This window comes from Pseudomonas putida (assembly GCF_001636055.1).
Taxonomy (GTDB): domain Bacteria; phylum Pseudomonadota; class Gammaproteobacteria; order Pseudomonadales; family Pseudomonadaceae; genus Aquipseudomonas; species Aquipseudomonas machongensis.
On record NZ_CP011789.1, the window covers coordinates 758,472 to 781,847 of the forward strand.

Sequence of the window (23,376 nt, forward strand, 5' to 3'; positions counted from 1 at the left end):
TTGCCTGGGCGTTTTTTTTCAACCTGAGGATCAGGTGCTCGAAGGGCTGGGAGGTGTCCAGTCGGCAGCAGGGAAGAAGCGTTCGACCAGGGCGTCGTTCTTGAGCATGGCGGCGTACTCGTCGCGCTTGAACGGGTTGCCAGTGCGCAGATCGTATACCGGGTGCACCACGGGCGCTGTGCTCGGGATCTCCTTGAGCTTCACATTGACGAAGCGGAAGTCGTCACCCACGACCTCGCCGATGTCTTCGATCTCGAAACGGCACCCTGGCGGGAACAGGGTTTCCGCCTCTGTTGCTGTCCATGACAGTGGGGCTATGGGCACCCCGCTCTGGTATTGGCCCGCGGGTATCTCGAAAACCACCGATGTGTCGTCGAACGTGCCCTTCACGATGTCCGGCGAGGACAGCTCATCGCTGGCGAAAGCGCGTATCACGTAGGGATTTTCGGTAAAGGACGTCAGGTCCGAGTTGACCAGTACGTCGCCTTTCTTGAGTTTTCCGCTGCGAAAGTGCTCGCCCGAGGTGCTTCTCGATCCGTTGCCTCCGCGGTAGAGAGCGACCGTGTTGCTCTTGGGCAGGGTTTCCAGCGAGTCCACCAGCTTGTCGACGAAAGTGTCCGAGTCGCAGAACGGGAACTCATGCACCCCGCGGCGCAGGTAGCTGTTGATTTGCGAGCTTTCATCCGTGTAGTTGCCGATGAGGCGGTTTACGTAGTCTTCGTTTTCCCTGTAGGTGTAGGTGATGCCTTCATCGGTTCGCAGGCACTCGAAGTCAAGTTCATCCATGTGCGCATCTTCGCCATCTTCCAGGCGGGCGATGTCGGTATCGTCCAGCAGCGCGCGATGGCGGGCCTGGGCCTGGTTCGAGAGCAGTTCGCTTTGTGCCGCGTCCTCTTTCATGTGGGTATCCCAGAAGCTCGAGCGATCGCTGGGCAGGCTCACGACGTTGTCGCCACCCGCCACAGGTGGGGTTACGGTTTCAGGCGGGGGTACCAGGTTGTTATCGCCAGGGTTCCCTCCCCGCAACCCACCACTGTCGACGCGCTTCCAGGTACCGTCCGCCTGGCGCGCCAATGGCTGGCGTCCGAAGAAGGCGAAGGGATTGTCCGGGTCGATGATCGACCATTGCGCGGTATGCGCATCGAATTGCACCTGGAACACCTGGTCGTCGATCTGCACGTAGGGGCGGCCATTGACCAGGGTGATGCCTTGCGCGTGTGTGCCACTGGCCGGTGTGCCACCTTCCAGCGAGATGGCGACGGCGTGCTTGTCGGGGGCTGGCTGAACTACAGCGTTTTCCGCGTGCTCCACCGGGGTCCAGTCGCCCAGTTTGTCCTGCCTGGCGTAACGTCCGGTGTCGATCAGTTCACCGCCCGCGTTACGCCTGGCGATCCGCGCCAAACCCTGGGTAGAAGGGGGGCCGAGCAGTACCGACTGGCCCTTCAGCTCGACGGGCTTGAGCTCACGCTCGGTGAGGCCCAGCACTGCTGTTTTCGTGTCTGCCCAGCGCCGTGGTTGGCTGGGCAGCCGCTCGGCATTGCGCAGCAGGCTGCCAAAACCTTTCATGCCGTGCGCCAGGTCACCATAGGCGCCTGCGCCGTTGAGCAGCGAAGACAACAGGTACAGGCTCGCGGTGCCGGCATCGCGATTGATGAATGCGCTCAGTGCGCCGACATAGTCGCGCAGGGCAAGTGCGGCGCCCACTGTGAAGGCAGCGGGCGGGAAGGGCAGCGTCACGATCTGGGCCACCGTTTCCAGCGTGTTCCAGACGATGCTCGCGATCATATCGGCGCGACCCTTGGTGACATCGCGTACATCGACGATGCGCTGGCGCAGCCCATCGTCGTAGCACAGGATGCGCAGGTCGTCCGTGGGGGCTTCGGGCACGCTTGGCACCGGGCTCGCCCCGCCCTCGCGCAGGTCCTTGAACAAGAAGGCCAGCAGTTGCCCGGCTTGCCTGCGACTGCGGTCCTTGTAGTAGTCGATCATGCCTGGGGTGGCGAGCGACTGGACGAAGCTGCTGAAGGGCCGAAAGTCGATGCCGTCTGCAGCCGCGGGAGTGTAGAGCAACGTCTGCGAGGGTTGCCCTTCCGGCGACTTGAGCAGGTAGCAACCGTGGATGATTTCTTCGCGGTAGGGCGGGGTCTTGTCCATGATCCGGTAGAGCGCGTTGAACAACTTGCCGATTGCCGGCTCGTCGGCCAGGAACTCGTTGTCGATACGCACTACCAATCGGTAGAACGCATGACGCTTGCGCTGGGTGTCGGCAGTCTGGTGCATGCTCTGGATGCTCGCCAGCACCCAAGCGTACTGGTCGGCATCCAGATGCCCTTGCAGGAGGCTGCGCAGCGCCGCCAGTTGCATCTGCAGTTGTACGATCAACACGCTCTGCCGACGACGCCAGGCGTAGCCGGTGTGTATGGGGGAGAGCAGGGTTTCCTCGATCAGGCTGACGTAGCGGTCCGATACCCACTGACCGCGTACGGAGCCGGTGACCGACTGCGGCGTCAGCGCTGTCAGATCGACCCCGGCGGGGCCTTCGAAGGTTGCCGTGGTATCGGCTGTGGCCGTGAACAGGCCCAGGCTGTCGTCATAGCCGTTGCGCAGCAATTGGGTGTAGGTAAGGGTCTCCCTGGGTGACTTGATGATCACGCTGTCCGGATCGATGCTGTCGTCGTTGTTGCCGAGCAACTGCTTGAGTTTGTCCTGGGCCTGGGCGTGGACATACGCCTCGAAATCCGGCAGTTGCGCATGCTTGGCCTTGGCATACTGCTGCTCTGCAGCCTGGATCTGGTCTTCCAGGCGTGTCAGCTGGCCACGCTGGGAGGCACTGGCCGCCAGCAACCAGGCGGGCGCGCGCGCGGCTGTGTTGGCCTCGGCAACCTCGATGCGGTTCTGGGTCAGGGCTTTGACCCCCTCCTGGCCAGTGAAGCGCACCAGTGTCAAGAACTGCTCGTAGAGCTTTTCCGGAGTAGGGATCTGCTGAGACTGCCCGTAGATATCCAGGTACCAGGTGTCCCAGACCTGCGTCTCGGTGCTGGCTGGCTGTTGCTGTGTTTGCGGGAATGGCTTGTTGGCGATCTGAGTGATCAGGGCGGCGAACGAGGTGCGCTGCTGGGCTACAACGTTCTGCAGCAGGTAGGCCTGGGTGTCCGCTTCTGCGAACCAGCCCACCACCTCGACGAGCAACTGCCGTTCGCTGTCGAAACCCAGTACCGGCTTGTGCGGATGATGCGGGCAGCAGAGCAGCAGGCGTTGCAGGGCGCCCTCGGCGTCTTCCTGGCGCACTAGCAACGCGTCGCTGAGCAGGTACTGGTCGGCCAGGAGCAGGTTGGCACTGGACAACCTGTCGTAGCCCGTGCCGCTTCCGGCCGCGAAGGTTGCCAGCGTCTGCTGGTCCTCGGGCTTGATCTGGCCTTGCAGGCGTGCGCACCAGGCTTGGGCCGCGATCTGCTGCAAGAGCGCGGCGTTCATCAGCGACCTGCTGCTTTCTTGCTTGTGTGCGGCTCTCTGAGCGGGGGCGAACTTGCCGTGCAGCGCCAGTGTTTCGATCAGCTTGCAGACATAAGCGGGCGTGAGTGTGGCGTACGCCTCAGGCAGTGGCCGGTCTTGTTGCTCGAAGCGCGTGGCGGTGATGAATTCCGACGCCGGTTGGTCGTCGCCGTCGTGCAGGCCCTGCAACGCCAGGTGTACAAGGCTGCGCCGGATCTCGTAGGGGGCGGCGGTTTCGGGCAGCGTACGCTTGGTCACCAGCATGATCTGCTCGGGGTCCAGATCCAGGCCCAGGTCGTTGGCGATACTGCTGCGCAGATGGGTCGCGGCGAAGCTTTCGATACTGTCGCAGCCGCCCAGCGCACTGAGCATGGCGGCACGCGCGTGATCGTATTCCTGGAGTGCCTTCAGGTATTGATTGGCCTGGTCCTCAGGCGCGTATCGCAGCCAATCGGGTGCTTTGGGCGGCGTCTTGAGCGCTTCGTCGAGGGTGGCGTCGAGCGCGCTGCCTGGCCCGAGGGCAAGCGGCAGGCGCAGGGCATCCTCGACGCGCCCGGAACGGGATTCACCAGGCACCAGCCCCGCCTGCAGGGCGTGCTTGATATCGTGCAGTTGCAGGCTGCGCAGTTGTCGATGCAGCTCGGCAAAGGCCTTGCGCGGTGCGGGCCTGATCACCCAGTGGCGCTGTTCGTAGGTTTGCACTGCCGATGCCCGGGTCATTGCGAGGCGCTGCGTGCGGGGCAGGGTATCGGTGATGCTGGCCCTGGCCACCGGCTGGTTCATCAGCGCGGTCAGCGCTGCGAGTGCCAGGTCGCGCGTGGCGAAGGCGGCCCATTGCCGGCCTGCCAGCCACACGAGGGTCGGGCCGCTGTCCAGGTTGAACATCAGGCAGCCATGCAGTGTGGCTGTGCGGCTTGCCTCGAGCTTGAGGCTCAGGGTGCTGATGGTCAGGTCATTCTGATCGAGCGAAGCGGGCAGGCAGGTGGCATAGATCGGGTGGATCCTGCCGGCGGCGATCTGGACATCGAGCAATTGGCGCAGCGTGGCCTCGATATCTTCGATGTGACACTGGCGCCTCGTCATGGCGGGCTTTTCGAGCGACTCCCAGTAGGCGTGCAGGGTGCTCCTGATCGTCAGCTCGATGCTCGCAGCTTCTGCGTCTGTCAGAGCCTGGTCCAGATTGACCAGCCCCATGCGCTCAAGCGAGGGGTGCTCTTCAAGGCGTTGGTCGATACGGGTGCGCAGGGTCGAAAGGGCTTGTTGGGTGATGGATGAAAGGTTGAGCGTCATGAGCTCCTCGCTGGCCGTGCGTGTTGTACGGCTTTGTGATGGGGGCATCACTAGAGCCGGGCGGGCGCTGGGCGAGGTGGTAGTTAATGCATGCACGGATGCTGCGACGAAGATGAACAAACTGTGAACTGCATGCCATCGCGGGTTTTTTTATGCCAATTCGCGGCAGGTGGCGCTATGGTTAACCGATGGACGTATTTGGAAGCGGCGATGGACTGCGTGTCAGGATTATTCAGGAGTTGCCCATGAGCGCTGCAGACCCCCTCCCACCCCGCGTGCTGATCGCCGAGAGCGATCCCTGGGTGCGCGACATGCTTCGCGAGATGCTGCTCAGCGTGCGCTGCGATGCCCGTCTGGAAGTCTGCGCCGATGGCTCCCAGGCCCTGACGGCGCTGTCGAGCAAGCCCGACCTGATCATCGCCGCCCGAGAGCTGTCCGGTGTCGATGGCCTCGACCTGTTGCGCAAGGTGCGCGCCAAGAGCGACAAGCCTGGGCTGCCGTTCATCCTCATGAGCGAACGCACCGACAGCGCCAGTGTGAAAGAAGCGCTGCCGCTGCATCCCACCGCCTACCTGAGCAAACCGCTGAACCTGGACAACCTGCGCAAACGCCTGGAAAACCTGTTGCTCGAAGTCGGCGAGCAGATCGCCTGCCCGGTGCCGCCCCTTCAGCCGGGTGCCAGCCTGCCGGCCTACCTCGAGCAGCGCCGCGCTACTGCCGATGGCGGCCCGCTGTTTGCCGATGTACAGGTGGCGATCAAGCGCGCCCTCAACCCGCAGGGCCTGAACCTGCGTGTGCTGGAAGAGGAAGTGCGCAATGACCCGCAGATCACCGGGGTGCTCATCGCCGCGGCCAACAGTGCCGCCATGCATAGCGATGCGCCGGTGCAGACCCTGCTGCAGGCGCTGAACAAGCTGGGCAGCACCCAGAGCATGAACCTGATCCTGGGCCTCACGCTGAAGCGCAGCGCACGCTTGAGCGACCCGCTGCTGGCGCAGCATGCCGCGCGCTTCTGGAACATCTCGCTGCATACCGCCGAATTCGCGCGTACCTTGGCACGCATGCTCGAGCTGGACCAGGAGCGCTGCTACTGCGCGGGCCTGCTGCATTGCCTGGGTGACCTGGCCGTGTTGCGTACCCTGCAGGAGTGGCGTCTGGCCGGTGGCGAGCTGGACGAAGACCAGGTGCAGTTGTCGCTCAATGAGTTTGGCGCGCCATTCGGTTCGGCCCTGCGCACCCGCTGGCGCCTGCCGCTGAACCTGCGCGAGCTGATCGCTGCGATCTATCAGCTGGGTGGTGGCGTGTATTCGCGAGAGATTCTGGCGATGAACCTGGCCGGCCAGTTGTCGCGGGCGCTGCCGACCCAGGGCAACGAGAAGATCGCCAGCAGCAAGACCGCACGCCTGCTCAAGCTCGGCCTGCCTGAGCTCAACCGCCTGCGCGAGCCACCCGCGCCGCCGGCGGTGATCACAACGCCTGAGGTCGAAGCGGCGACCGTTGAAGCTGAGGTTGTGGAAGAGATGCCTCAGGCCCCGAACACCGACGAAGACAGCGCCACGGAAAAACCGTGAGCGCTACCGCTCATCCGCGCACGATCTGGTTCTTGCCCTGGCGCTTGGCCTGGTACATCGCCGCGTCGGCGCGACCGAACAGGTTGTCCAGGTCGGTGTCCTGATCGCTCAGCTCGGTCAGCCCCTGGCTCACGGTCACGCCGTAGGTCTGCTGGCCGTAGGTGAAGCTCAGGCGCTGGATTTCTCGCTGCAAGCGCTCGGCGATCTGCTCGGCGACCTGTGCCGTGCAGCCTGGGAATACCGCCGCGAATTCCTCGCCGCCAATACGGCCGAACAGATCGCCCCGACGCAGCACTGCCTTGCCGCTGTCGGCGATGCGCTGTAGCACCTGGTCGCCTTCCGGATGCCCGTAGCTGTCATTGATGTGCTTGAAGTCGTCGATGTCCAGGAGCAGGAATGCCATTGGCGTGCCGTCTTCGCGGGCGCGGTCGAAGGCTTGCTGGGCGCATTCGAAGAAGTGCCGACGATTGCTGCTCTGGGTCAGGACGTCGGTGGTGGCAAGGCGCTGCAATTCGCCTTCGAGCTGTTTCTTCTCGGTGATGTCCTCGGCAATGCCGACGATGATCACCCGCTCGCCTTCGCGCTGCTGGTTGATGTAGCACTTGTCGCTGAGCCAGCGCACTTCGCCTGCGCCGTTGATGATGCGGTATTCGCGGTCCTCGACCGTGCCCTGGAGGAGTACTTGGGCCAAGCTGCGCTCGGCGTAGTCGAGGTCGTCGGGGTGGATTGCGTCGCGCCACTCGTTGTAGTCGGCCATCACCAGGCTGGCCGGGCGGCCAAAAATACGCTCGTAGGCGGGGCTGACGTACAGCACCTGGCGGGTTTCCCAGTCGAAGGCCCAGAGCACGGCGTTGACGCTGTCGAGCAGCGAGCTGTAGAGCTGCTCGCGCTCGCTCAGGCGCGCCACTTCACCCTGGGCATGCAGCAGGGCGAGCAGGGTCTGGGCAGCTTCGGGGCGGGGCGGACCGGCCTGGATCGAGGGGTGACGTTCTTTGGCCATGTGCACGGATCGGATCTCGACGAATGTGCGTGCGGCCACGACTCGGCCCGCCACGCGGGCGATATGCCGATTTTGAGTCGAGCAGGGGGGGTGAAGTTCCGGTCGGCATGCCCTCGGGCGGGGCATGCCGATCAACGGCAGTCAAGCGCCGGTAGGGCGTAGGGAGTAGGTCTTGAGCTGTGCGGCGAAGTCGCGCAGCGACTGGATACCGCTGGCTTCGGCCTCGTGTACCCAGTCTTTCATGGCCGCCAGCATGTCGTGGCCGTTGGCGCTGGTGCGTGCCCAGATCTGTTGCAGCGCCAGACGCTTCTCGTAGATGGTCTTGAGCGTCTGGCTGTGCGTCAGCATCGATTCGATGCGTACGTGGTGGCGATCCTGCAGCAGGCTGGTCTCGCGTGACAGCAGGCGCTTGGCGCGGCGGAAGTGGTGGCGCACCGAGGTATCGACCTTTTCCAGCTCCTGCTTGACCAGCGGGCCAATCACCAGCTTGCGGTACTGGGCCATGATCTGGAAGCGGTTGTTGAGGATCGCCATGGCGGTGTCCATGTCCAACGAGGCCTTGCCTTCGACTCGGTGGGCGATCGGCGCCACGCGCTGCACCTTGGCCAGGCGCAGCAGGCACAGCAGGCGAATCCACATCCAGCCCATGTCGAACTCCCAGCGGCGCACCGACAGCTTGGCCGAATTGGGGTAGGTGTGGTGGTTGTTGTGCAGCTCTTCGCCGCCGATGATGATGCCCCAGGGCACCAGGTTGGTGGCGGCGTCGCGGCATTCGAAGTTGCGATAGCCGACCGCATGGCCCAGGCCATTGACCACGCCGGCGGCCCAGAACGGAATCCACATCATCTGGATGGCCCAGATGGTGATGCCGATGGTGCCGAACAGCAGCAGGTCGAGCACGGCCATCAGGGCGATGCCGCCCATTTTGTAGCGCGAGTAGAGGTTGCGTTCGATCCAGTCATCCGGGCAGTTCTTGCCGTAGATGCGCAGGGTTTCCTCGTTGCGCGCCTCTTCCCGGTACAGCTCCGCGCCTTTGCGCAGGACCGTGCCCAGGCCCTTGTACACCGGGCTGTGCGGGTCGTCGGGGGTTTCGCACTTGGCGTGGTGCTTGCGATGGACCGCTGTCCATTCACGCGTGTTCTGCGCCGTGGTCAGCCACAGCCAGAAGCGGAAGAAATGCTTGAGCCCGGCATTGAGCTCCAGGGAGCGGTGCGCCGAGTAGCGATGCAGGTAAATCGTGACGCTGACGATGGTCACATGGGTCATCAGCAGGGTGACCGCGACCAGTTGCCAGGCCGACAGGTCGAGCAGACCGTTGTACCACATAGTTGGAAAGACCCTCGGGAAATCAGGGGAAACAACGGGCGCATTATCCCTTGACGGGGAAATAAAACCAGTCGTGCTTTCGCCGGGATCGTCACCGCCGGTCACCTTGCCGTCGACGAGGGTGTCGCCAAGGCAGGCTGGACGGGCCAGGGCGGCGGGAACCGCGACTTATTTATGAGCCGGGATTTAAAGTCACGGCATGTTTCAACCTTTATACTGCGCCATTATTTTCCATGGACTGATGCACCCGACATGTCTGTTTCTGTTCGCGACGCCTTGCGCATGGCTGCGCTCTACGTTGTGTTGTCGTTCCTCTGGCTGGTGCTGTCGGAGTGGGTGCTGCGTGGCATGACCGACAACGACCTGGCGCTGACCGTCGGGCGGCAGATCAACGTGGTGGTCTGGGTGCTGCTCAGCGCCTTGCTGATCTTCGTGTCACGGGCCCGGCTGCTCAACTTCATCGGCGTGGGTGCGCGTCTGCGCAGCGAGGATCGCGAACGCCTGCGCATGGCGGCAGCGGTCTTCGACAGCACCTTGGAAGGCGTGCTGGTGACCGATCGCAACGGCCTGATCGTGCATGTGAACCGCGCCTTCATGCGCATCACCGGTTATCACCAGGACGAAGTGCTGGGCCAGCGCCCGAGCAAGTTCAAGTCGGGACGCCATGGGGCGCCTTTCTACCAGCAGATCTACGCGACCCTGGCCGAAAAAGGCGAGTGGAGCGGAGAAATCTGGAATCGCCGCAAGAGTGGCGAGATCTATCCGCAATGGCAGACGATCTGCGCGATTCGCGACGACAGCGGTGAGCTGAGCCACTACGTTGCGGTGTTCAGCGACATCAGTGCGATCAAGCATTCCGAGCAAGAGCTGGCCTACCTCGCCCATCACGACCCCTTGACCGGCCTGCCCAACCGCCTGCTGTTCAGCGACCGTGCCGAGCAGGCGTTGGCGGCGGCGCAGGCGAACAAGCGTGGCTGCGCCTTGCTGCTGCTCGACCTCGACCACTTCCAGAGCATCAACGACAGCCTGGGGCACACCATTGGCGACCAGTTGCTCAAGCTGGTGGGCGAGCGTTTGCAGGAGCAACTGGGTAGCGGCGTGACCCTGGCGCGCCTGGGCGGCGACGAATTCGCGGTACTGCTTGAGGGGTGCCAGCAAGTCGCCCAGGCGGCGACCACTGCACAGGGCATCCTCGAACGCCTTCGCCAGCCGTTCGCGTTCGAAGGGCAGCAGTTGTTCATCGGTGCGAGCATCGGTATCAGCCTGTTCCCCAGCGACGCGCTGAGCGCCGAGCAACTGTTGCGCAATGCCGACTCGGCGCTGTTCAAGGCCAAGAGCAATGGCCGCGCCTGCTATGCGCTGTACACCGAAGAACTTACCGCCCACGCCCAGCATCGCGTCGAGACCGCCGGTGAACTGCGTCGTGCCCTGGCCCAGGAAGAGCTGCGCGTGTTCTACCAGCCGGTGCACGACCTGTTCACCGGGAGCATGGTCGGGGTCGAGGCGCTGGTGCGCTGGCAGCATCCCGAGCGCGGCCTGGTGCCGCCGGGCGAGTTCATCCCGATCGCCGAGCGCACCGGGCTGATCGTCGATATCGATGCCTGGGTGCTGCGCCAGGCTTGTCGGCAGATGGTGCAGTGGCAAGCCGAGGGGCGAGTGCTGGACTTCGTCGCGGTGAACCTGTCGAGTCGCCTGTTCGGCCAGCGTGGCCTGTATCGACAAGTGGCCGAGGTGCTGGACGAGACCGGCCTGGACCCGGCGCTGCTGGAACTGGAAGTGACCGAGAGCGCGGTGATGGAGGACCCGGAGGTGGCGCTGGAGCAGTTGCACCGTCTGCGCGAGCTGGGCTTGCGCTTGGCGATCGATGATTTCGGCACCGGCTATTCGTCACTGTTGCGGCTCAAGCGCCTGCCGGTGCAGAAGCTGAAGATCGACCAGGGCTTCGTCGCCGGATTGCCCAATGACGAAGACGACATCGCCATCGTGCGGGTGATCATCGCCCTGGCGCGGAGCATGGGTATGCAGGTGCATGCCGAGGGGATCGAGCAGGCCGAGCAGGCGCGACTGCTGCTGGAGCAGCAGTGCGACCTGGGGCAGGGCTACTGGTTCGGACGGCCCGTGGCGGCCGAGAACCTGCGCTGGTCGTAGGAACTCGATTTCAGCTCAGCGCTTGTTCAAGCCTTTGGCCAACCGATCCCCGCCCAACTGGATCACCGCCACCAAGGCCACCAGCATGACGATCACCGTCAGCATGATCTGGCTGTCGAAGCGCTGGTACCCATAGCGGTAGGCGATATCGCCCAGGCCACCGGCACCGATCGCGCCGGCCATGGCCGAGGAGTTGATCATGGTCACCAGGGTGATGGTGAAGCCGCCGACGATCCCTGGCAGCGCTTCAGGCAGCAGCACATGCCAGATGATGTGCCAGCGTCGGCAGCCCATGGCCTGCGCCGCTTCGATCAGGCCGTGGTCGACCTCGCGCAGGCTGACTTCGGCGATTCGGGCGAAGAACGGCGTGGCAGCGATGGTCAACGGCACCACGGCCGCCCAGACGCCATAGGTGGTACCGACGATCAGCCGGGTAAAGGGGATCAGTGCCACCATCAGGATCAGGAAGGGGATCGAGCGGAACAGGTTGACGAAGGCGCCGAGCACGCGGTTGAGCAGCGGCGCTTCGTAGATGCCGCCCTTGCCGCTGGTGACCAGCAGCACCGCCATCGGAATCCCCACCAGCAGCGCGATCAACGAAGACACCCCCACCATCAGCAGGGTATCGATCAGGCCTTGCAGCAGGCGTTCAGTCCACATAACCCAGCACCTCCACATCGGCAGCCCAGCGCCGGGCACGTTCGAGCAGTTGATGAGCCCCGAGCGCGGAGCCGCGCACGGCCAGGACCAGTTGGCCCAAGGCGTGCTCGCCAATGGTCTCGACACCCCCCTGGAGCAGACGCACACGCCCGCCGAGATCGGTGAACAATGCCGACAGCTCTGGCTCGCCGACCAGTTGCAGACGCAACACCACGGCAGCGTCCTGGCTGACCGGTTGAGCCCGCAAATTGGCCTGCAAGGCTGCGGGTAGCTTGGTCTGCAAGGGGGCGAGCAAGGTGCGGGTCACTTCGTGGCGCGGCGCGCCGAATACCTGCCAGACCTCGCCCTGCTCGACTACTTCGCCACGTTCGAGCACCACCACGCGCTGGCAGATGTCGCGGATCACCGCCATCTCGTGAGTGATCAGCACGATGGTCAGGCCAAGGCGCTGGTTGATATCGCGCAGCAGGTCGAGGATCGAGGCGGTGGTTTCAGGGTCCAGTGCCGAGGTCGCTTCGTCGCACAACAGGATCTGCGGATCGTGCACCAGCGCGCGGGCGATGCCGACACGCTGCTTCTGACCGCCGGACAACTGCGCCGGATAGACGTGATGCTTCTGTTCCAGGCCTACCAGTTCCAGCAACTCGCGCACTTTGCGCTGACGCTCGGCCTTGGCCACGCCGGCGACCTTCAAGGGGAGCTCGACGTTCTGCCACACGGTCTTGGCCGACATCAGGTTGAAGTGCTGGAAGATCATGCCGATGCGCCGGCGCAGCGACACCAGGCGATCCTCGTCGAACGGAGCGATGTCGACCTGGTCGATCAGCACGCGCCCTTCGCTGGGTTGCTCCAGGCGGTTGATGGTGCGCAGCAGTGACGACTTGCCGGCGCCGCTGCGGCCGATGATGCCGAAGATCTCGCCGCGGCGGATGTTCAGGTCGATGCCGTGCAGGGCAGGGTGAGCTTGCCCGGGGTAGGTCTTGCCCAACCCGATGAAGCGTACATGAGCCTCGTTCACCTCCGGGCGCAATACCTGCTCGCGCGCCGGGGCCGGCGTGGCGTGGGGGACGGGCGCCCTGAGGGCGCTGGCGCGACTCATCTCAGCCCTCCCAGCCGGCCTGGTACAGGCTGCCGTGGGCCTTGTTCAAGGCTTCACGCACGGCCGGCGAATGCTGGTAGATATCGACGAACTTGGCCAGGCGCGGGTCGTCCTTGCTTTGCGGGCGGATCACGAACTGGATCACGTACTCCTTGTTCTCCAGGCCGTCGAACAGCAACGCCGAGGTGGCATCGAAGCTGTTGGCCAGGCGAATGTAGGCCGGGTAGCCCTGCACCAGGTCGGCATCGTCGTAGGCCCGCACCAGTTGCACGGCCTCGACCTGAAGAATCTTGAGCTTCTTCGGGTTGGCGACGATGTCGTCTTCGGTGGCCTTGTAACCCACGCCAGGCTTGAGCGTGATCAGCCCGGCCTTGGCCAGCAACTGCAGGCCGCGCCCGCTGTTGATCGGGTCGTTGGCGATGGCCACGCTGGCGCCTTCGGGCAGTTCGGCGAAGCGCTTGTACTTCTTCGAATACAGGCCGACGTTGTTGATGATCCCCGGTGCATAGGGCACCAGGTTGAAGCCTGCTGCGGCCTTGGCGTTTTCCAGGAAAGGAATGTGCTGGAAGTAGTTCACGTCGATGTCGCCGCTGTTGAGGCTGACGTTGGGGGCGATCCAGTCGCTGAACTCGATCAGCTTCACCTCCAGGCCTTGCTTGTGCGCTTCTGCCACGGCCGCTTCGAGCGGAATGGCGAAGGCGGCCGTGGTACCGATCTTCAGGGGTTCAACTGCCAGCGCGGCGCCGGCAAGGCCCAGGGACAGCAGGGCGGCCGCGACGGGCCGATAGAGTTTCTCAAGCATGATGCGCGGCTCCGGTGGGGGCGTTGGTCGGGGTGCGATAGGTGCTGCCGGGATGGTCGGCGGGCAGATGTGCGCTAGGGCTGGCGAACAGCTTCTGGCGCAGGCTGCCCTCGGCGTAGGCGGTCTTGTAGCGGCCGCGGCGTTGCAGTTCGGGGACCACCAGGTCGATGAAGTCTTCGTAGCTTTCCGGGGTGACGGTGCGTGCCAGGTTGAAGCCGTCCAGGCCGGTCTCGTCGATCCAGCCGATCAGTTGCTCGGCGACCTGGTCAGGCGCACCGACCAGGGTCACGTAGCGTCCGCCCAGGGCGTGTTGTTCCAGCAGGCGGCGGCGGGTCCAGACGTTGTCCTGCAAGAGCTTGGTGGCGGACTGGATCGCATTGCCCTGGCCTGCGTTGATTGGCTCGTCGAGGTCGAAGGCAGCGAAGTCGATGCCGGTGGAGGCGGCAAAGTGCGCCACACCGGCTTCGGCGCTGGCGTGACGCAAATACTCGGCGTGCTTGGCGCGGGCCTGCTCCTCGGTGGGTGCGACGATCACGGTGATGCCCATGAACACCTTGATCGCCTGAGGGTCGCGGCCGGCGGCGAGGGCGGCTGCGCGCACCTTGTCGACCTGGGCACGGGTGCCTGAGTGGGTCTGGCCGCCGATGAACACGCACTCGGCGTGGTTGCCGGCAAATGCCAGGCCGCGTGCCGAGCTGCCCGCCTGGAACAGCACCGGTGTGCGCTGCGGCGAGGGTTCGCACAGGTGATAGCCCTCGACCTTGTAGAACTCGCCTCGGTGCTCGACCTTGCGCACTTTGTCGGGCCGGGCATAGACGCGCTGCTTGCGGTCTTCGACCACGGCATCGTCCGCCCAACTGCCTTCGAGCAGCTTGTACAGCACCTGCAGGTATTCGTCGGCCTGGTCGTAGCGCCGGTCGTGCTCGGGCTGCTGTTCCAGGCCCATGGCACGGGCCGCGCTGTCGAGGTAGCCGGTGACGATGTTCCAGCCGACCCTGCCCTTGCTCAGGTGGTCGAGGGTCGAGAGCCTGCGGGCGAACAGATACGGCGGCTCGTAGGTGAGGTTGGCGGTAAGCCCGAAGCCCAGGTTGCGGGTCACCGCGGCCATGGCCGAGACCAGCAGCAGCGGGTCGTTGACCGGTAGCTGGATCGATTCCTTGAGCGTGACGTCGACCGAGTCGCCGTAGATGTCGTAGGTGCCGACGATGTCGGCGATGAACAGCCCGTCGAACAGCCCGCGCTCCAGCAGGCGCGCGAGGTCGGTCCAGTACTCGATGTCCTTGTAGCGGGTCGAGGTGTCGCGCGGATGGGTCCACAGGCCGTGGTTGATATGGCCAATGCAGTTCATGTTGAAAGCGTTGAGCAGGATCTGCTTGCTCATCAGATGGTCCCTCGCAGCGGTGGGTTTTCGCCGTTGAGGTAGTAGTTGCCGATGGCGTGGTACTTCCAGCGCACCGGGTCGTGCAGGGTGTGGACCCGGGCGTTGCGCCAGTGGCGGTCGAGGCTGTGTTCGGCCAGGGTGGCGCGGCTGCCTGCCAGCTCGAACAGAGTGCTGCCGGCGGCCAGGGAAATCTCGGTGCTGATCGCGCGGGCCTCGGCGACGGCGATGGAGGCGGCGGCCACGCTGCTGGCGTTGCTGTCGCGCTGGGCCTGGTCGAGGATTTCACCGGCCCGTTCGAGCAGTGCTTCGGCGGCGTGCAGGCGGATGCTCAGGCGACCGAAGCTGTTGAGTGTCAGTGGGTCGGCCGAAGCCTGGTCGACACCTGCGTCTATCCATGGGCGGCTGTGGTTGCGCACGAAGTGCAGGGCGTCCTCGACTGCGGCGCGAGCGATGCCGGTGTCGATGGCGGCGTGGAGAATCTGGGCCAATGGGCCGACTGTGGTCGGGCGTTCGAACGCGGCCTGGAAGGGCACCAGGTCGGCAGCCTCGACACGGACATTGTCGAACAGCACCGAACCGCTGCCGGTGGTGCGCTGGCCGAAGCCGCTCCAGTCGTCGATCACCTGCACACCGGGGCTGTCGGCGGGTACGAACGCCAGTTGCTGCACGCCCTCGTCATCGACCACCGAGGTGGGGATGCGCTGGGCGTAGATCGCGCCGGTGGCGTAGAACTTGCGGCCGTTGATGCGGTAGCCGCCGCCGTCGCGGGTCAGGCGGGTGGTGCGGTCGCTGGAGGTCCTGGTGCCGAGTTCGGCCAGGGCGTTGCCGAAGCGCTTGCCGGCCAGCACCTCGGCGTAGAGACGCTGCTGTTGTTCGAGGGTGCCGTTCACGCGCAGTACTTCGAGGGCGTAGAAGTGGTTCTGCGGAATCTGCCCGAGCGAGGCGTCGGCCTGGGCGATGCGGGCGATGACCTTGGCCAGGGTAACGTTCGACACTTCGGCGCCGCCGAAGGCCTTGGGTACGCTGATGGCCCACAGGCCGGAGCGGGTGAACAGCTCCAGTTCGGCGTGCGGGAGGCGACGCTCGCGGTCGCGCAGGGCGCTGTCGCGGTGCAGTTGCCGGGCGATGTCTTCAGCGACGGCCAGGGCTTGGGCGTCGCTGGTGATCACGGATGTGGTCATGTTGTTCTCCGGGGCGTTTCGCGGGCAAGCCCGCTCCTACAGAGGATCGCGATCACCTGTAGGAGCGGGCTTGCCCGCGAAAGGCCCTCAAGTCAGATCCAGGAATGCCGCGCAGGCAGCGTGCCGTTGAGGTAATAGGCGCCGACCGCGTGGTACTTCCAGCGCACCGGGTCGTGCAGCGTGTGCACCCGGGCGTTGCGCCAGTGGCGGTCGAGGTTGAATTCGGCGAGGGTGGCGCGGCTGCCGGCGAGTTCGAGCAGCTTCTCGCTGGCCTGCAGCGAAATCTCGGTGGTGAGCACCTTGGCCTCGGCCACGGCAATCGAGGCGCGCGCCGCCGCAGCGGCATCGATGGGCGCCGCATTGACTTCGTCCAGCACCTGCGCGGCCTTGCGCAGCAGCGCCTCGGCGGCGTGCAGCTCGAGCTTGAGACGGCCGATGTCGGCGATCACGTAGAGATCATCGCTGGCCCGTTCGACCTTGGCATCGATCCACGGCCGCGACTTGTCACGCACGAAGGCGATGGCGTCGTCGATGGCCGCTTCGGCGATTCCGGCGTCGATGGCAGCCTGGATCAGTTGCGAGACCGAGCCCTGAATATTGGGCTGGTCGGCCTGACGCCAGTTGTCGATCACCAGGTCCGCGTCCACCGGCACCTGGTCGAGCAGCACCGTGCCGCTGGCGGTGGTGCGCTGGCCGAAGCCGGACCAGTCGTCGACGATGCGCAGCCCAGGGCTGCCACGGCGTACGAAGGCCAGGCGCTGGCGACCTTCGTCGTCCAGGGCCTTTACCGCCACCCAGTGGGCGAACAGGGCGCCGGTGGAGTAGAACTTCTCGCCGCTGATCCGGTAGGTGTCGCCGTCGCGGGTGATGCGGGCCTTGAGGGTCAAGGTGTCTTTGGTGCTGCGTTCGGGGCCGGCATTGCCGATGCGCCAGCCGTCCAGCACCGAGCGGAAGATCAGCGCCTGCTGCGCCTCGCTGGCGGTCAGGCGCAGCAGTTGCAGCAGGCCGAACTGATTCTGCGGGATCTGCCCCAACGCCGGGTCGGCGGCGCTGATCAGGCGAAAGACTTCGGCGATGGTCGCGAACGACACATCCGGGCCGCCATGGGCCTTGGGCACGCTGATGCTGCCAAGCCCCGAGCGGGTGAACAGCTCGATCTCGGCCCACGGCAGCTTGCGTTGCTGGTCGCGGCGCGAAGCCTGCTGGCGCGCGACTTCGGCCAGTTCGCGGGCCGCTTGCAGGGCCTCGGCGTCATTGCGCAACACCTTGGCCGGCAGCAGCAGGGGCGAGCTGTCGATATCGCTGTGGAATTGGGTATTGGGTTGGCTGGACATCAGTGCCGCTCCTTGGCTGCACTCAATGCCCTGGCGTTACGCACTGGGGTGATTGTGTTCCTGACCATTCCTGAACCTCACGAAGTAGATGCGTCGCTACAGCTGGTCGCGACGGATGTAGGCGGGTCCGGTGGTCCGGTCTATATACCTTATGTGCTTATAAAAAGTTTATGAACTAACTCTTTGGAATATGAATAGAAGAGAGGCATTTGTCTGGCTGTGCCGGACTCTTCGCGGGCAAGGCCCGCACCCACAGAGAACCGCACAGGCTTCATCGCCGGTGCGGCTCCTGTGGAAGCGGGACTTGCCCGCGAAGATCCAGCCGAGCTTTTCAGTCTTGCGAAGCAGTGGTCCCGAGGAACTTGCGCAGGAACTGCCGGGTGCGTTCCTCCTTCGGATCGGCGAACAGCGCCTTGGCCTCGCCCTGCTCGACGATCACGCCCTTGTCGAAGAAGATCACCCGGTTCGCCACATCACGTGCAAAGCTCATCTCGTGGGTGACGATGATCATGGTGCGCTTCTCTTCGGCCAGGCCGCGGATGGTCGCCAGCACTTCGCCGACCAGCTCGGGGTCGAGCGCGGAGGTCGGTTCGTCGAAGAGGATCACTTCAGGCTCCATCGCCAGGGCACGGGCGATGGCCACGCGCTGCTGCTGGCCGCCGGAAAGGCGCCTTGGATAGGCGTCTTCCTTGCCGGCCAGGCCGACCTTGGCGAGCAGCTTGCGGCCCAGCTCCAGGGCCTGGTCGCGCGGGGTCTTCTTGACGATCACCGGCCCTTCGATGACGTTCTCCAGGGCGGTGCGGTGCGGGAACAGGTTGAAGTTCTGGAACACGAACCCGGCCTGCTGGCGCAGACGGCGGATCGCGCTTTGCTGGCTGCCGAGCGGGCGGTCGGCGTCGATATCGATATCGCCGATGCGGATCTTCCCGGCATCGGGTGTTTCCAGCAGGTTCAGACAGCGCAGGAAGGTGGTCTTGCCCGAGCCGCTGGGGCCGATGATGGCGACGACTTCACCGGCCTCGACTGTCAGGTCGATGCCCTTGAGCACGGTCTGGCCCTTGAACTGCTTGGTCAGGCCTTCTACTACGATCATCTTCAGTGCTCCTGGTCATGCTGGTTGACCCGCGCTTCCATGCGGTTCTGGAAGTGCGCCAGGATACTGCAGAGAATCCAGTAGATGACGGCCACGGCCAGATACATGGTGAAGACTTCGAAGGTCCGTGCGGTGATCAACTGTGCCTGGCGGAACAGCTCTGGCACCTGGATGGTCGCTGCCAGGGCGGTATCCTTGACCAGCGAGATGAAGCTGTTGCCCAGCGGCGGCAGGGCGGTGCGCATGGCCTGGGGCAGGATCGCCCGGCGCATGGCCTGGGTACGGGTCATGCCGATGCTGGCTGCGGCTTCCCACTGGCCGCGGTCGATCGAGGAGATCGCCGCGCGCAGGATTTCGCAGATGTACGCCGCCATGTTCAGCGACAGGCCGATCAACGAGGCGGGGATCGGATCGAGTTCGATGCCGATCTGTGGCATGCCGAAGTAGATCACGAACAGTTGCACCAGCAGCGGCGTGCCGCGGAAGAACGACACGTAGATCCGCGCCAGCCAGTCCAGCGGCAGGATCTTCGACAGGCGCATCAGTGCCAGGGCAAAGCCCAGCACCAGGCCGAAGAACATGCCGCCGACACTGAGCAGTACCGTGTAACCCGCGCCCTTGAGCAGGAAGGGCGTAGAGTCGATAACGAGTTGCAGGCTTTCAGAGATCATTTGGTGACGTCGGCACCGAAGTATTTCTCGGACAGCTTGGCCAGGGTGCCGTCAGCCTTGAGCTTGTCCAGCGCCTTGTTCACTGCCGCGAGCAGCTCAGGTTCGCCCTTGCGCAGGGCAACGCCGCTTTCCAGGCGCGAGAAGGCTTCGCCGGCAAGTTGAGTGTCCTTGGCCTTCTGTGCGTATTCCAGGGCGGCCAGGCGGTCGATCAGGATGGCGTCGATACGGCCGTTGCGCAGGTCGGCGAACTTGCTCGGATCGTCTTCATAGGTACGCACGTCGGCCTTGGGTACGTCCTGCTTGACCCATTGCTCGTAGTTGGTGCCCAGGCCCACACCGACCTTCTTGCCCGCCAGGTCCTGCGCGGTCTTGATGTTCAGCTGCTCGGCCTTCTTCTTCAGGATCAGCGCCTGGATGCCGGAGATGGTGTAGGGCTCGGAGAAGTCATACTTCTTCTTGCGCTCTTCGGAGATGGTGACCTGGTTGATCACCACGTCCAGGCGCTTGGATTCCAGCGCGGCAAGGATGCCGTCCCACTTGGTTGGCTGGACCTTGGCCTTGACGCCCAGCTCCTTGGCCAGCAGTTCGGAGAGTTCCACTTCGAAACCGGTCAGCTTGCCGTTTTCGTCGACGAAGCTGAAGGGTGGGTAGGTGCCTTCCAGGCCGACGTTGATCACGCCTTTTTCCTGGATGGTCTTGAGCTGCTCACCCGCAAAGGCGTGGCTGAACAGGCCGGTGCCCAGCAGGATGGCCAGGCTGGCATTGAGAAGTGGTTTGGTGAATTTGGTCATGGCTGTCCCCGCGCTTTGTTTTAAGTAGTGGGTGGCGACTATAGGGTGGGCTGTATAGCTCAGGGAATAATAAAAAATTATCTATTATTCCTTTCTGTTATTTCGTCCCTGAAGGGCAGTTTTGAGGGTAGCCGTGAACCGGGTCCCCGTCATCGCTGCTTATGCCCGACTTAGTGCAGGATGGAATAAAGCGTTGTTTTTTCCAAGGGAAGAATTTGCCGTAGAGTGATTTCTACAAGTGGCGGCTCTACCTACCGACACCGTCGCAAGCCAGGAGAACACCGTGAGCGAACAACCATCGACCGGCCATTGGCAATTGCCGGGCATCGTCAGCGAACTGCGCCAGGCCCGTGACCAGTGGCGCAGTCGCAATGGCCGTTGCAGCAACAAGCAGGGCGGGCGCGAACTGCCCTCGCGCGAGGCGATGCGCGACATCCTCGAGCAATTATGTGGAGCGTTGTTTCCCATGCGCCTGGGGCCTGTGGACCTGCGTGAGGAGGGCGAGGATTTCTATGTCGGCCACACCCTGGATGCGGCGCTGACCGCACTGCTCGACCAGGCGCGCCTGGAACTGCGCTACGCCGCGCGGCACGGCAATACCGAGGTTGAGCCCAAGGACGTCGATGCCCACGCACTGGGTCTGATCCAAGGCTTTGCCAAAGCGCTGCCGGGGTTGCGTGTATTGCTCGACACCGACGTGCTGGCGGCCTACCACGGCGACCCCGCGGCGCGCAGCGTGGATGAGGTGTTGCTGTGCTATCCCGGCATTCTGGCGATCATCCACCACCGCCTGGCGCACCACCTCTACCAGGCCGGGCTGCCGCTGCTGGCGCGAATCAGCTCGGAGCTGGCGCATTCGGCCACCGGCATCGACATTCACCCCGGCGCACAGATCGGCCAGAGCTTCTTCATCGACCACGGCACAGGCGTGGTGATCGGCGAGACGGCGATCATCGGCGAGCGCGTACGCATCTATCAAGCGGTGACCCTTGGCGCCAAGCGCTTCCCGTCGGACGAGTCGGGCACCTTGCACAAGGGCCTGGCGCGCCACCCGATCGTCGAGGATGACGTGGTCATCTATGCCGGTGCGACCATTCTGGGGCGCATCACCATCGGCAAGGGTTCGACCATTGGCGGCAATGTCTGGCTGACGCGCAGCGTGCCGGCCGAGAGCAACATCACCCAGGCGAACCTGCAACTCGATTGCCAGGACAAACAGTGAGGTAGGCCCGGCGGGCCCTATCGCAGCACAAGTCCGCTCCCACAGAGTGGAGCGGGCTTGTCCCGCGATAGGGCCGGAACTGCTGGCAAAGAGCAAAGGTCAACTGGTCGCCCGCCAGCGACCACAGGTCGCATTGAAATCCGATCCATGTTTAACTTGAACGCTTGTTCAAATTAAAACGCTGGTCCGCTGCCGGTGTTCAACAGGAGGATTCCCTTTGCTGAACCCGTTCAATCCGAGCCTTTTCACTGCTGTAGAGGTGCCCGTTTCATGAGTGCACCGACGCCTTCCCTTGCCAATGGCAAGATCCGCATGAACCCCCCGGTGTTCTACTTCGCGGCAAGTTTCATCCTCATCTTCGGCCTGGTGGTCATCGCCAACCCGCAAGCGGCGGGCGACTGGTTGCTGGCTGCACAGAACTGGGCGGCCAACACGGTCGGCTGGTACTACATGCTGGCCATGACCCTGTACCTGGTGTTCGTGGTGGTCACTGCGGTGTCCGGCTACGGCAAGATCAAGCTCGGCGCCGACCATGACGAGCCCGAGTTCAGCTACCTGTCCTGGGCCGGCATGCTGTTCGCTGCCGGCATCAGCATCACGTTGTTCTTCTTCTGCGTCTCCGAGCCCCTGACCCACATGCTCCAGCCGCCCCAGGGCGAGGCGGGCACGGCCGAGGCCGGGCGCCAGGCGATGCAGATCCTGTTCCTGCACTGGGGCCTGCATGGTTGGGGCGTGTTCGCCTTCGTCGGCATGGCCCTGGCGTATTTCGCCTACCGCCACAACCTGCCATTGGCATTGCGCTCGGCGCTGTACCCGCTGATCGGCAAACGCATCAACGGGCCGATCGGCTACGCAGTGGACGGCTTCGGCATCATCGCCACGGTGTTCGGCCTGGGTGCGGACATGGGCTTTGGCGTGCTGCACCTCAACGCCGGCCTCGACTACCTGTTCGGCATCGATCACAGCCAGTGGGTGCAGGTGCTGCTGATCGCCCTGATGATGGGTGCAGCGGTGGCCGTTGCAGTTGCCGGGGTGGAGAAGGGCGTGCGGGTGATGAGCGACATCAACCTGTTCCTGGCCTGCGCGCTGCTGTTGTTCGTGCTCTTCGCCGGCCCCACGCAGCACCTGTTCAACACCCTGATCCAGAACCTTGGCGATTACCTCGGCGCCCTGCCGCGCAAGAGTTTCGACGTGTATGCCTATGGCGAGAATCGCGACTGGCTGGGCGGATGGACGGTGTTCTACTGGGCCTGGTGGATCGCCTGGGCGCCCTTCGTCGGGCTGTTCATCGCGCGGATCTCGCGTGGCCGCACCATTCGCGAATTCGTCTTCGGCGTGCTGCTGATCCCGCTGGGCTTCACCCTCGCGTGGATGTCGATCTTCGGCAACAGTGCGCTGGACCAGGTGATCAACCATGGCATGACCGCGCTGGGGCAGTCGGCGTTGGACAACCCCTCGATGAGCCTGTACCTGCTGCTGGAGACCTATCCATGGAGCAAGACGGTGATTGCCGTCACCGTGCTCATCAGCTTCGTGTTCTTCGTCACCTCCGCCGACTCCGGCACCGTGGTGCTGTCGACGCTTTCTGCCAAAGGCGGCGACGCCGACGAGGACGGGCCGAACTGGCTGCGGATCTTCTGGGGCGCGATGACTGCGCTGGTCACCAGCGGCTTGCTGTTCGCTGGCAGCATTGATTCGCTGAAATCGGCGGTGGTGCTGACGTCGCTGCCATTCTCGCTGATCTTGCTGTGCATGATGTGGGGCTTGCACAAGGCGTTCTACCTGGAGAGCCAGCGGCAGATCGCGCAGATGCACTCGCTGGCACCGTTCGCCCAGTCCCGCCGCGGACGCGGTGGCTGGCGCCAGCGTTTGAGCCAGGCCGTGCACTTCCCATCACGCGACGAGGTGTATCGCTTCATGGATGACGTGGTGCGCCCGGCGATTGCCGACGTGACCGAGGTGTTCGAGCAGAAGGGCCTGGCGCTGATCACCCAGGACGACCCGAGCCACGACAACGTCAGCCTGAAGATCGGCCATGGCGAGGAACAGCCGTTCATCTACCAGGTGCAGATGCGTGGCTACTTCACCCCGTCGTTCGCGTTGGGTGGGCTGGGTACGCAGGAGCTGAAGAACCGCCGCTACTACCGCGCCGAGGTGCACCTGGCCGAAGGCAGCCAGAACTATGATCTGGTCGGCTACAGCAAGGAGCAGATCATCAACGACATCCTCGACCAGTACGAGCGGCACATGCAGTTCCTGCACCTGGTCAGGTAACGCGCGGCGCTTCCATTCGCGGGCAAGTCGGAGCGCCGAAC

General features: G+C 64.1%; 16 protein-coding genes. 4 read left to right on the top strand and 12 right to left on the bottom strand.

The features are described from left to right. Positions 1-30: 30 nt before the first annotated feature. Positions 31-4,782 (bottom strand): dermonecrotic toxin domain-containing protein, encoded by a 4,752-nt coding sequence (locus AB688_RS03380; RefSeq protein WP_063542184.1) that lies wholly within the window; start codon positions 4,780-4,782, stop codon positions 31-33. 245 nt (positions 4,783-5,027) lie between these two features. Here AB688_RS03380 and AB688_RS03385 point away from each other — a divergent pair, with 245 nt between their 5' ends. Beyond that, positions 5,028-6,353, top strand: a complete 1,326-nt coding sequence (locus AB688_RS03385; RefSeq protein ID WP_063542186.1) for a response regulator — start codon at positions 5,028-5,030, stop codon at positions 6,351-6,353. 10 nt (positions 6,354-6,363) lie between these two features. Here the strand turns inward: AB688_RS03385 and AB688_RS03390 are convergent, their stop codons facing one another. Both AB688_RS03390 and desA read right to left on the bottom strand, forming a co-directional pair. Beyond that, complete coding sequence (locus AB688_RS03390) at positions 6,364-7,353, bottom strand: GGDEF domain-containing protein (RefSeq protein WP_054891729.1); 990 nt, start codon at positions 7,351-7,353, stop codon at positions 6,364-6,366. Positions 7,354-7,494: 141 nt separating this feature from the next. Further along, the gene (gene desA / locus AB688_RS03395) at positions 7,495-8,679 is read right to left on the bottom strand and encodes a delta-9 fatty acid desaturase DesA (protein WP_063542188.1); all 1,185 of its coding nucleotides are present in this window, start codon (positions 8,677-8,679) and stop codon (positions 7,495-7,497) included. A 252-nt stretch (positions 8,680-8,931) separates the two neighbouring features. Here desA and dibA point away from each other — a divergent pair, with 252 nt between their 5' ends. Next, positions 8,932-10,827 (top strand): phosphodiesterase DibA, encoded by a 1,896-nt coding sequence (dibA, locus tag AB688_RS03400; protein ID WP_063542190.1) that lies wholly within the window; start codon positions 8,932-8,934, stop codon positions 10,825-10,827. Positions 10,828-10,842: 15 nt separating this feature from the next. On the opposite strand, the gene AB688_RS03405 is transcribed toward dibA, so the two are convergent. From AB688_RS03405 to tcyJ, 9 genes are all read right to left on the bottom strand, one after another. Further along, positions 10,843-11,487: a methionine ABC transporter permease gene (locus tag AB688_RS03405; protein ID WP_054891647.1), complete on the bottom strand. Its 645-nt coding sequence runs from the start codon at positions 11,485-11,487 to the stop codon at positions 10,843-10,845. Further along, positions 11,477-12,586, bottom strand: coding sequence for a methionine ABC transporter ATP-binding protein (locus AB688_RS03410; RefSeq protein ID WP_063542192.1), 1,110 nt, complete (start codon positions 12,584-12,586; stop codon positions 11,477-11,479). Before AB688_RS03410 ends, AB688_RS03405 begins: the two co-directional genes overlap by 11 nt. A gap of 1 nt (position 12,587) precedes the next feature. Beyond that, a complete protein-coding gene (locus AB688_RS03415) occupies positions 12,588-13,388 on the bottom strand; it encodes a MetQ/NlpA family ABC transporter substrate-binding protein (protein ID WP_054891649.1) in 801 nt (266 codons plus the stop codon). Beyond that, positions 13,381-14,769 (bottom strand): LLM class flavin-dependent oxidoreductase, encoded by a 1,389-nt coding sequence (locus AB688_RS03420; RefSeq protein WP_063542194.1) that lies wholly within the window; start codon positions 14,767-14,769, stop codon positions 13,381-13,383. The genes AB688_RS03415 and AB688_RS03420 overlap by 8 nt, the downstream gene beginning before the upstream one ends. Beyond that, complete coding sequence (locus AB688_RS03425; protein WP_063542195.1) at positions 14,769-15,950, bottom strand: SfnB family sulfur acquisition oxidoreductase; 1,182 nt, start codon at positions 15,948-15,950, stop codon at positions 14,769-14,771. Before AB688_RS03425 ends, AB688_RS03420 begins: the two co-directional genes overlap by 1 nt. Positions 15,951-16,042: 92 nt before the next feature. Further along, the gene (locus tag AB688_RS03430) at positions 16,043-17,284 is read right to left on the bottom strand and encodes an SfnB family sulfur acquisition oxidoreductase (RefSeq protein WP_063542196.1); all 1,242 of its coding nucleotides are present in this window, start codon (positions 17,282-17,284) and stop codon (positions 16,043-16,045) included. A 331-nt stretch (positions 17,285-17,615) separates the two neighbouring features. Further along, a complete protein-coding gene (gene tcyN, locus AB688_RS03435; RefSeq protein WP_063542198.1) occupies positions 17,616-18,377 on the bottom strand; it encodes an L-cystine ABC transporter ATP-binding protein TcyN in 762 nt (253 codons plus the stop codon). A 2-nt stretch (positions 18,378-18,379) separates the two neighbouring features. After that, on the bottom strand, positions 18,380-19,048 hold the full coding sequence (gene tcyL, locus AB688_RS03440) for a cystine ABC transporter permease (RefSeq protein ID WP_054891654.1): 669 nt from the start codon (positions 19,046-19,048) through the stop codon (positions 18,380-18,382). Next, the gene (gene tcyJ, locus AB688_RS03445) at positions 19,045-19,839 is read right to left on the bottom strand and encodes a cystine ABC transporter substrate-binding protein (protein ID WP_054891655.1); all 795 of its coding nucleotides are present in this window, start codon (positions 19,837-19,839) and stop codon (positions 19,045-19,047) included. The genes tcyL and tcyJ overlap by 4 nt, the downstream gene beginning before the upstream one ends. A gap of 283 nt (positions 19,840-20,122) precedes the next feature. On the opposite strand from tcyJ, the gene epsC reads away from it, so the two are divergent. Then, complete coding sequence (epsC, locus tag AB688_RS03450; RefSeq protein WP_063542200.1) at positions 20,123-21,061, top strand: serine O-acetyltransferase EpsC; 939 nt, start codon at positions 20,123-20,125, stop codon at positions 21,059-21,061. A gap of 312 nt (positions 21,062-21,373) precedes the next feature. Then, complete coding sequence (betT, locus tag AB688_RS03455; RefSeq protein WP_196759892.1) at positions 21,374-23,335, top strand: choline transporter BetT; 1,962 nt, start codon at positions 21,374-21,376, stop codon at positions 23,333-23,335. The last annotated feature ends 41 nt before the right edge of the window (positions 23,336-23,376 follow it).

What these genes read in the sequence shown, in the direction of transcription:
- tcyL (WP_054891654.1), bottom strand. Translation starts at nt 19,048, where the DNA reads ATGATCTCTGAAAGCCTGCAACTCGTTATCGACTCTACGCCCTTCCTG.
- AB688_RS03405 (WP_054891647.1), bottom strand. Translation starts at nt 11,487, where the DNA reads ATGTGGACTGAACGCCTGCTGCAAGGCCTGATCGATACCCTGCTGATG.
- tcyN (WP_063542198.1), bottom strand. Translation starts at nt 18,377, where the DNA reads ATGATCGTAGTAGAAGGCCTGACCAAGCAGTTCAAGGGCCAGACCGTG.
- AB688_RS03385 (WP_063542186.1), top strand. Translation starts at nt 5,028, where the DNA reads ATGAGCGCTGCAGACCCCCTCCCACCCCGCGTGCTGATCGCCGAGAGC.
- tcyJ (WP_054891655.1), bottom strand. Translation starts at nt 19,839, where the DNA reads ATGACCAAATTCACCAAACCACTTCTCAATGCCAGCCTGGCCATCCTG.
- betT (WP_196759892.1), top strand. Translation starts at nt 21,374, where the DNA reads ATGAACCCCCCGGTGTTCTACTTCGCGGCAAGTTTCATCCTCATCTTC.
- AB688_RS03380 (WP_063542184.1), bottom strand. Translation starts at nt 4,782, where the DNA reads ATGACGCTCAACCTTTCATCCATCACCCAACAAGCCCTTTCGACCCTG.
- dibA (WP_063542190.1), top strand. Translation starts at nt 8,932, where the DNA reads ATGTCTGTTTCTGTTCGCGACGCCTTGCGCATGGCTGCGCTCTACGTT.
- AB688_RS03390 (WP_054891729.1), bottom strand. Translation starts at nt 7,353, where the DNA reads ATGGCCAAAGAACGTCACCCCTCGATCCAGGCCGGTCCGCCCCGCCCC.
- AB688_RS03420 (WP_063542194.1), bottom strand. Translation starts at nt 14,769, where the DNA reads ATGAGCAAGCAGATCCTGCTCAACGCTTTCAACATGAACTGCATTGGC.
- AB688_RS03425 (WP_063542195.1), bottom strand. Translation starts at nt 15,950, where the DNA reads ATGACCACATCCGTGATCACCAGCGACGCCCAAGCCCTGGCCGTCGCT.
- AB688_RS03430 (WP_063542196.1), bottom strand. Translation starts at nt 17,284, where the DNA reads ATGTCCAGCCAACCCAATACCCAATTCCACAGCGATATCGACAGCTCG.
- AB688_RS03410 (WP_063542192.1), bottom strand. Translation starts at nt 12,586, where the DNA reads ATGAGTCGCGCCAGCGCCCTCAGGGCGCCCGTCCCCCACGCCACGCCG.
- desA (WP_063542188.1), bottom strand. Translation starts at nt 8,679, where the DNA reads ATGTGGTACAACGGTCTGCTCGACCTGTCGGCCTGGCAACTGGTCGCG.
- AB688_RS03415 (WP_054891649.1), bottom strand. Translation starts at nt 13,388, where the DNA reads ATGCTTGAGAAACTCTATCGGCCCGTCGCGGCCGCCCTGCTGTCCCTG.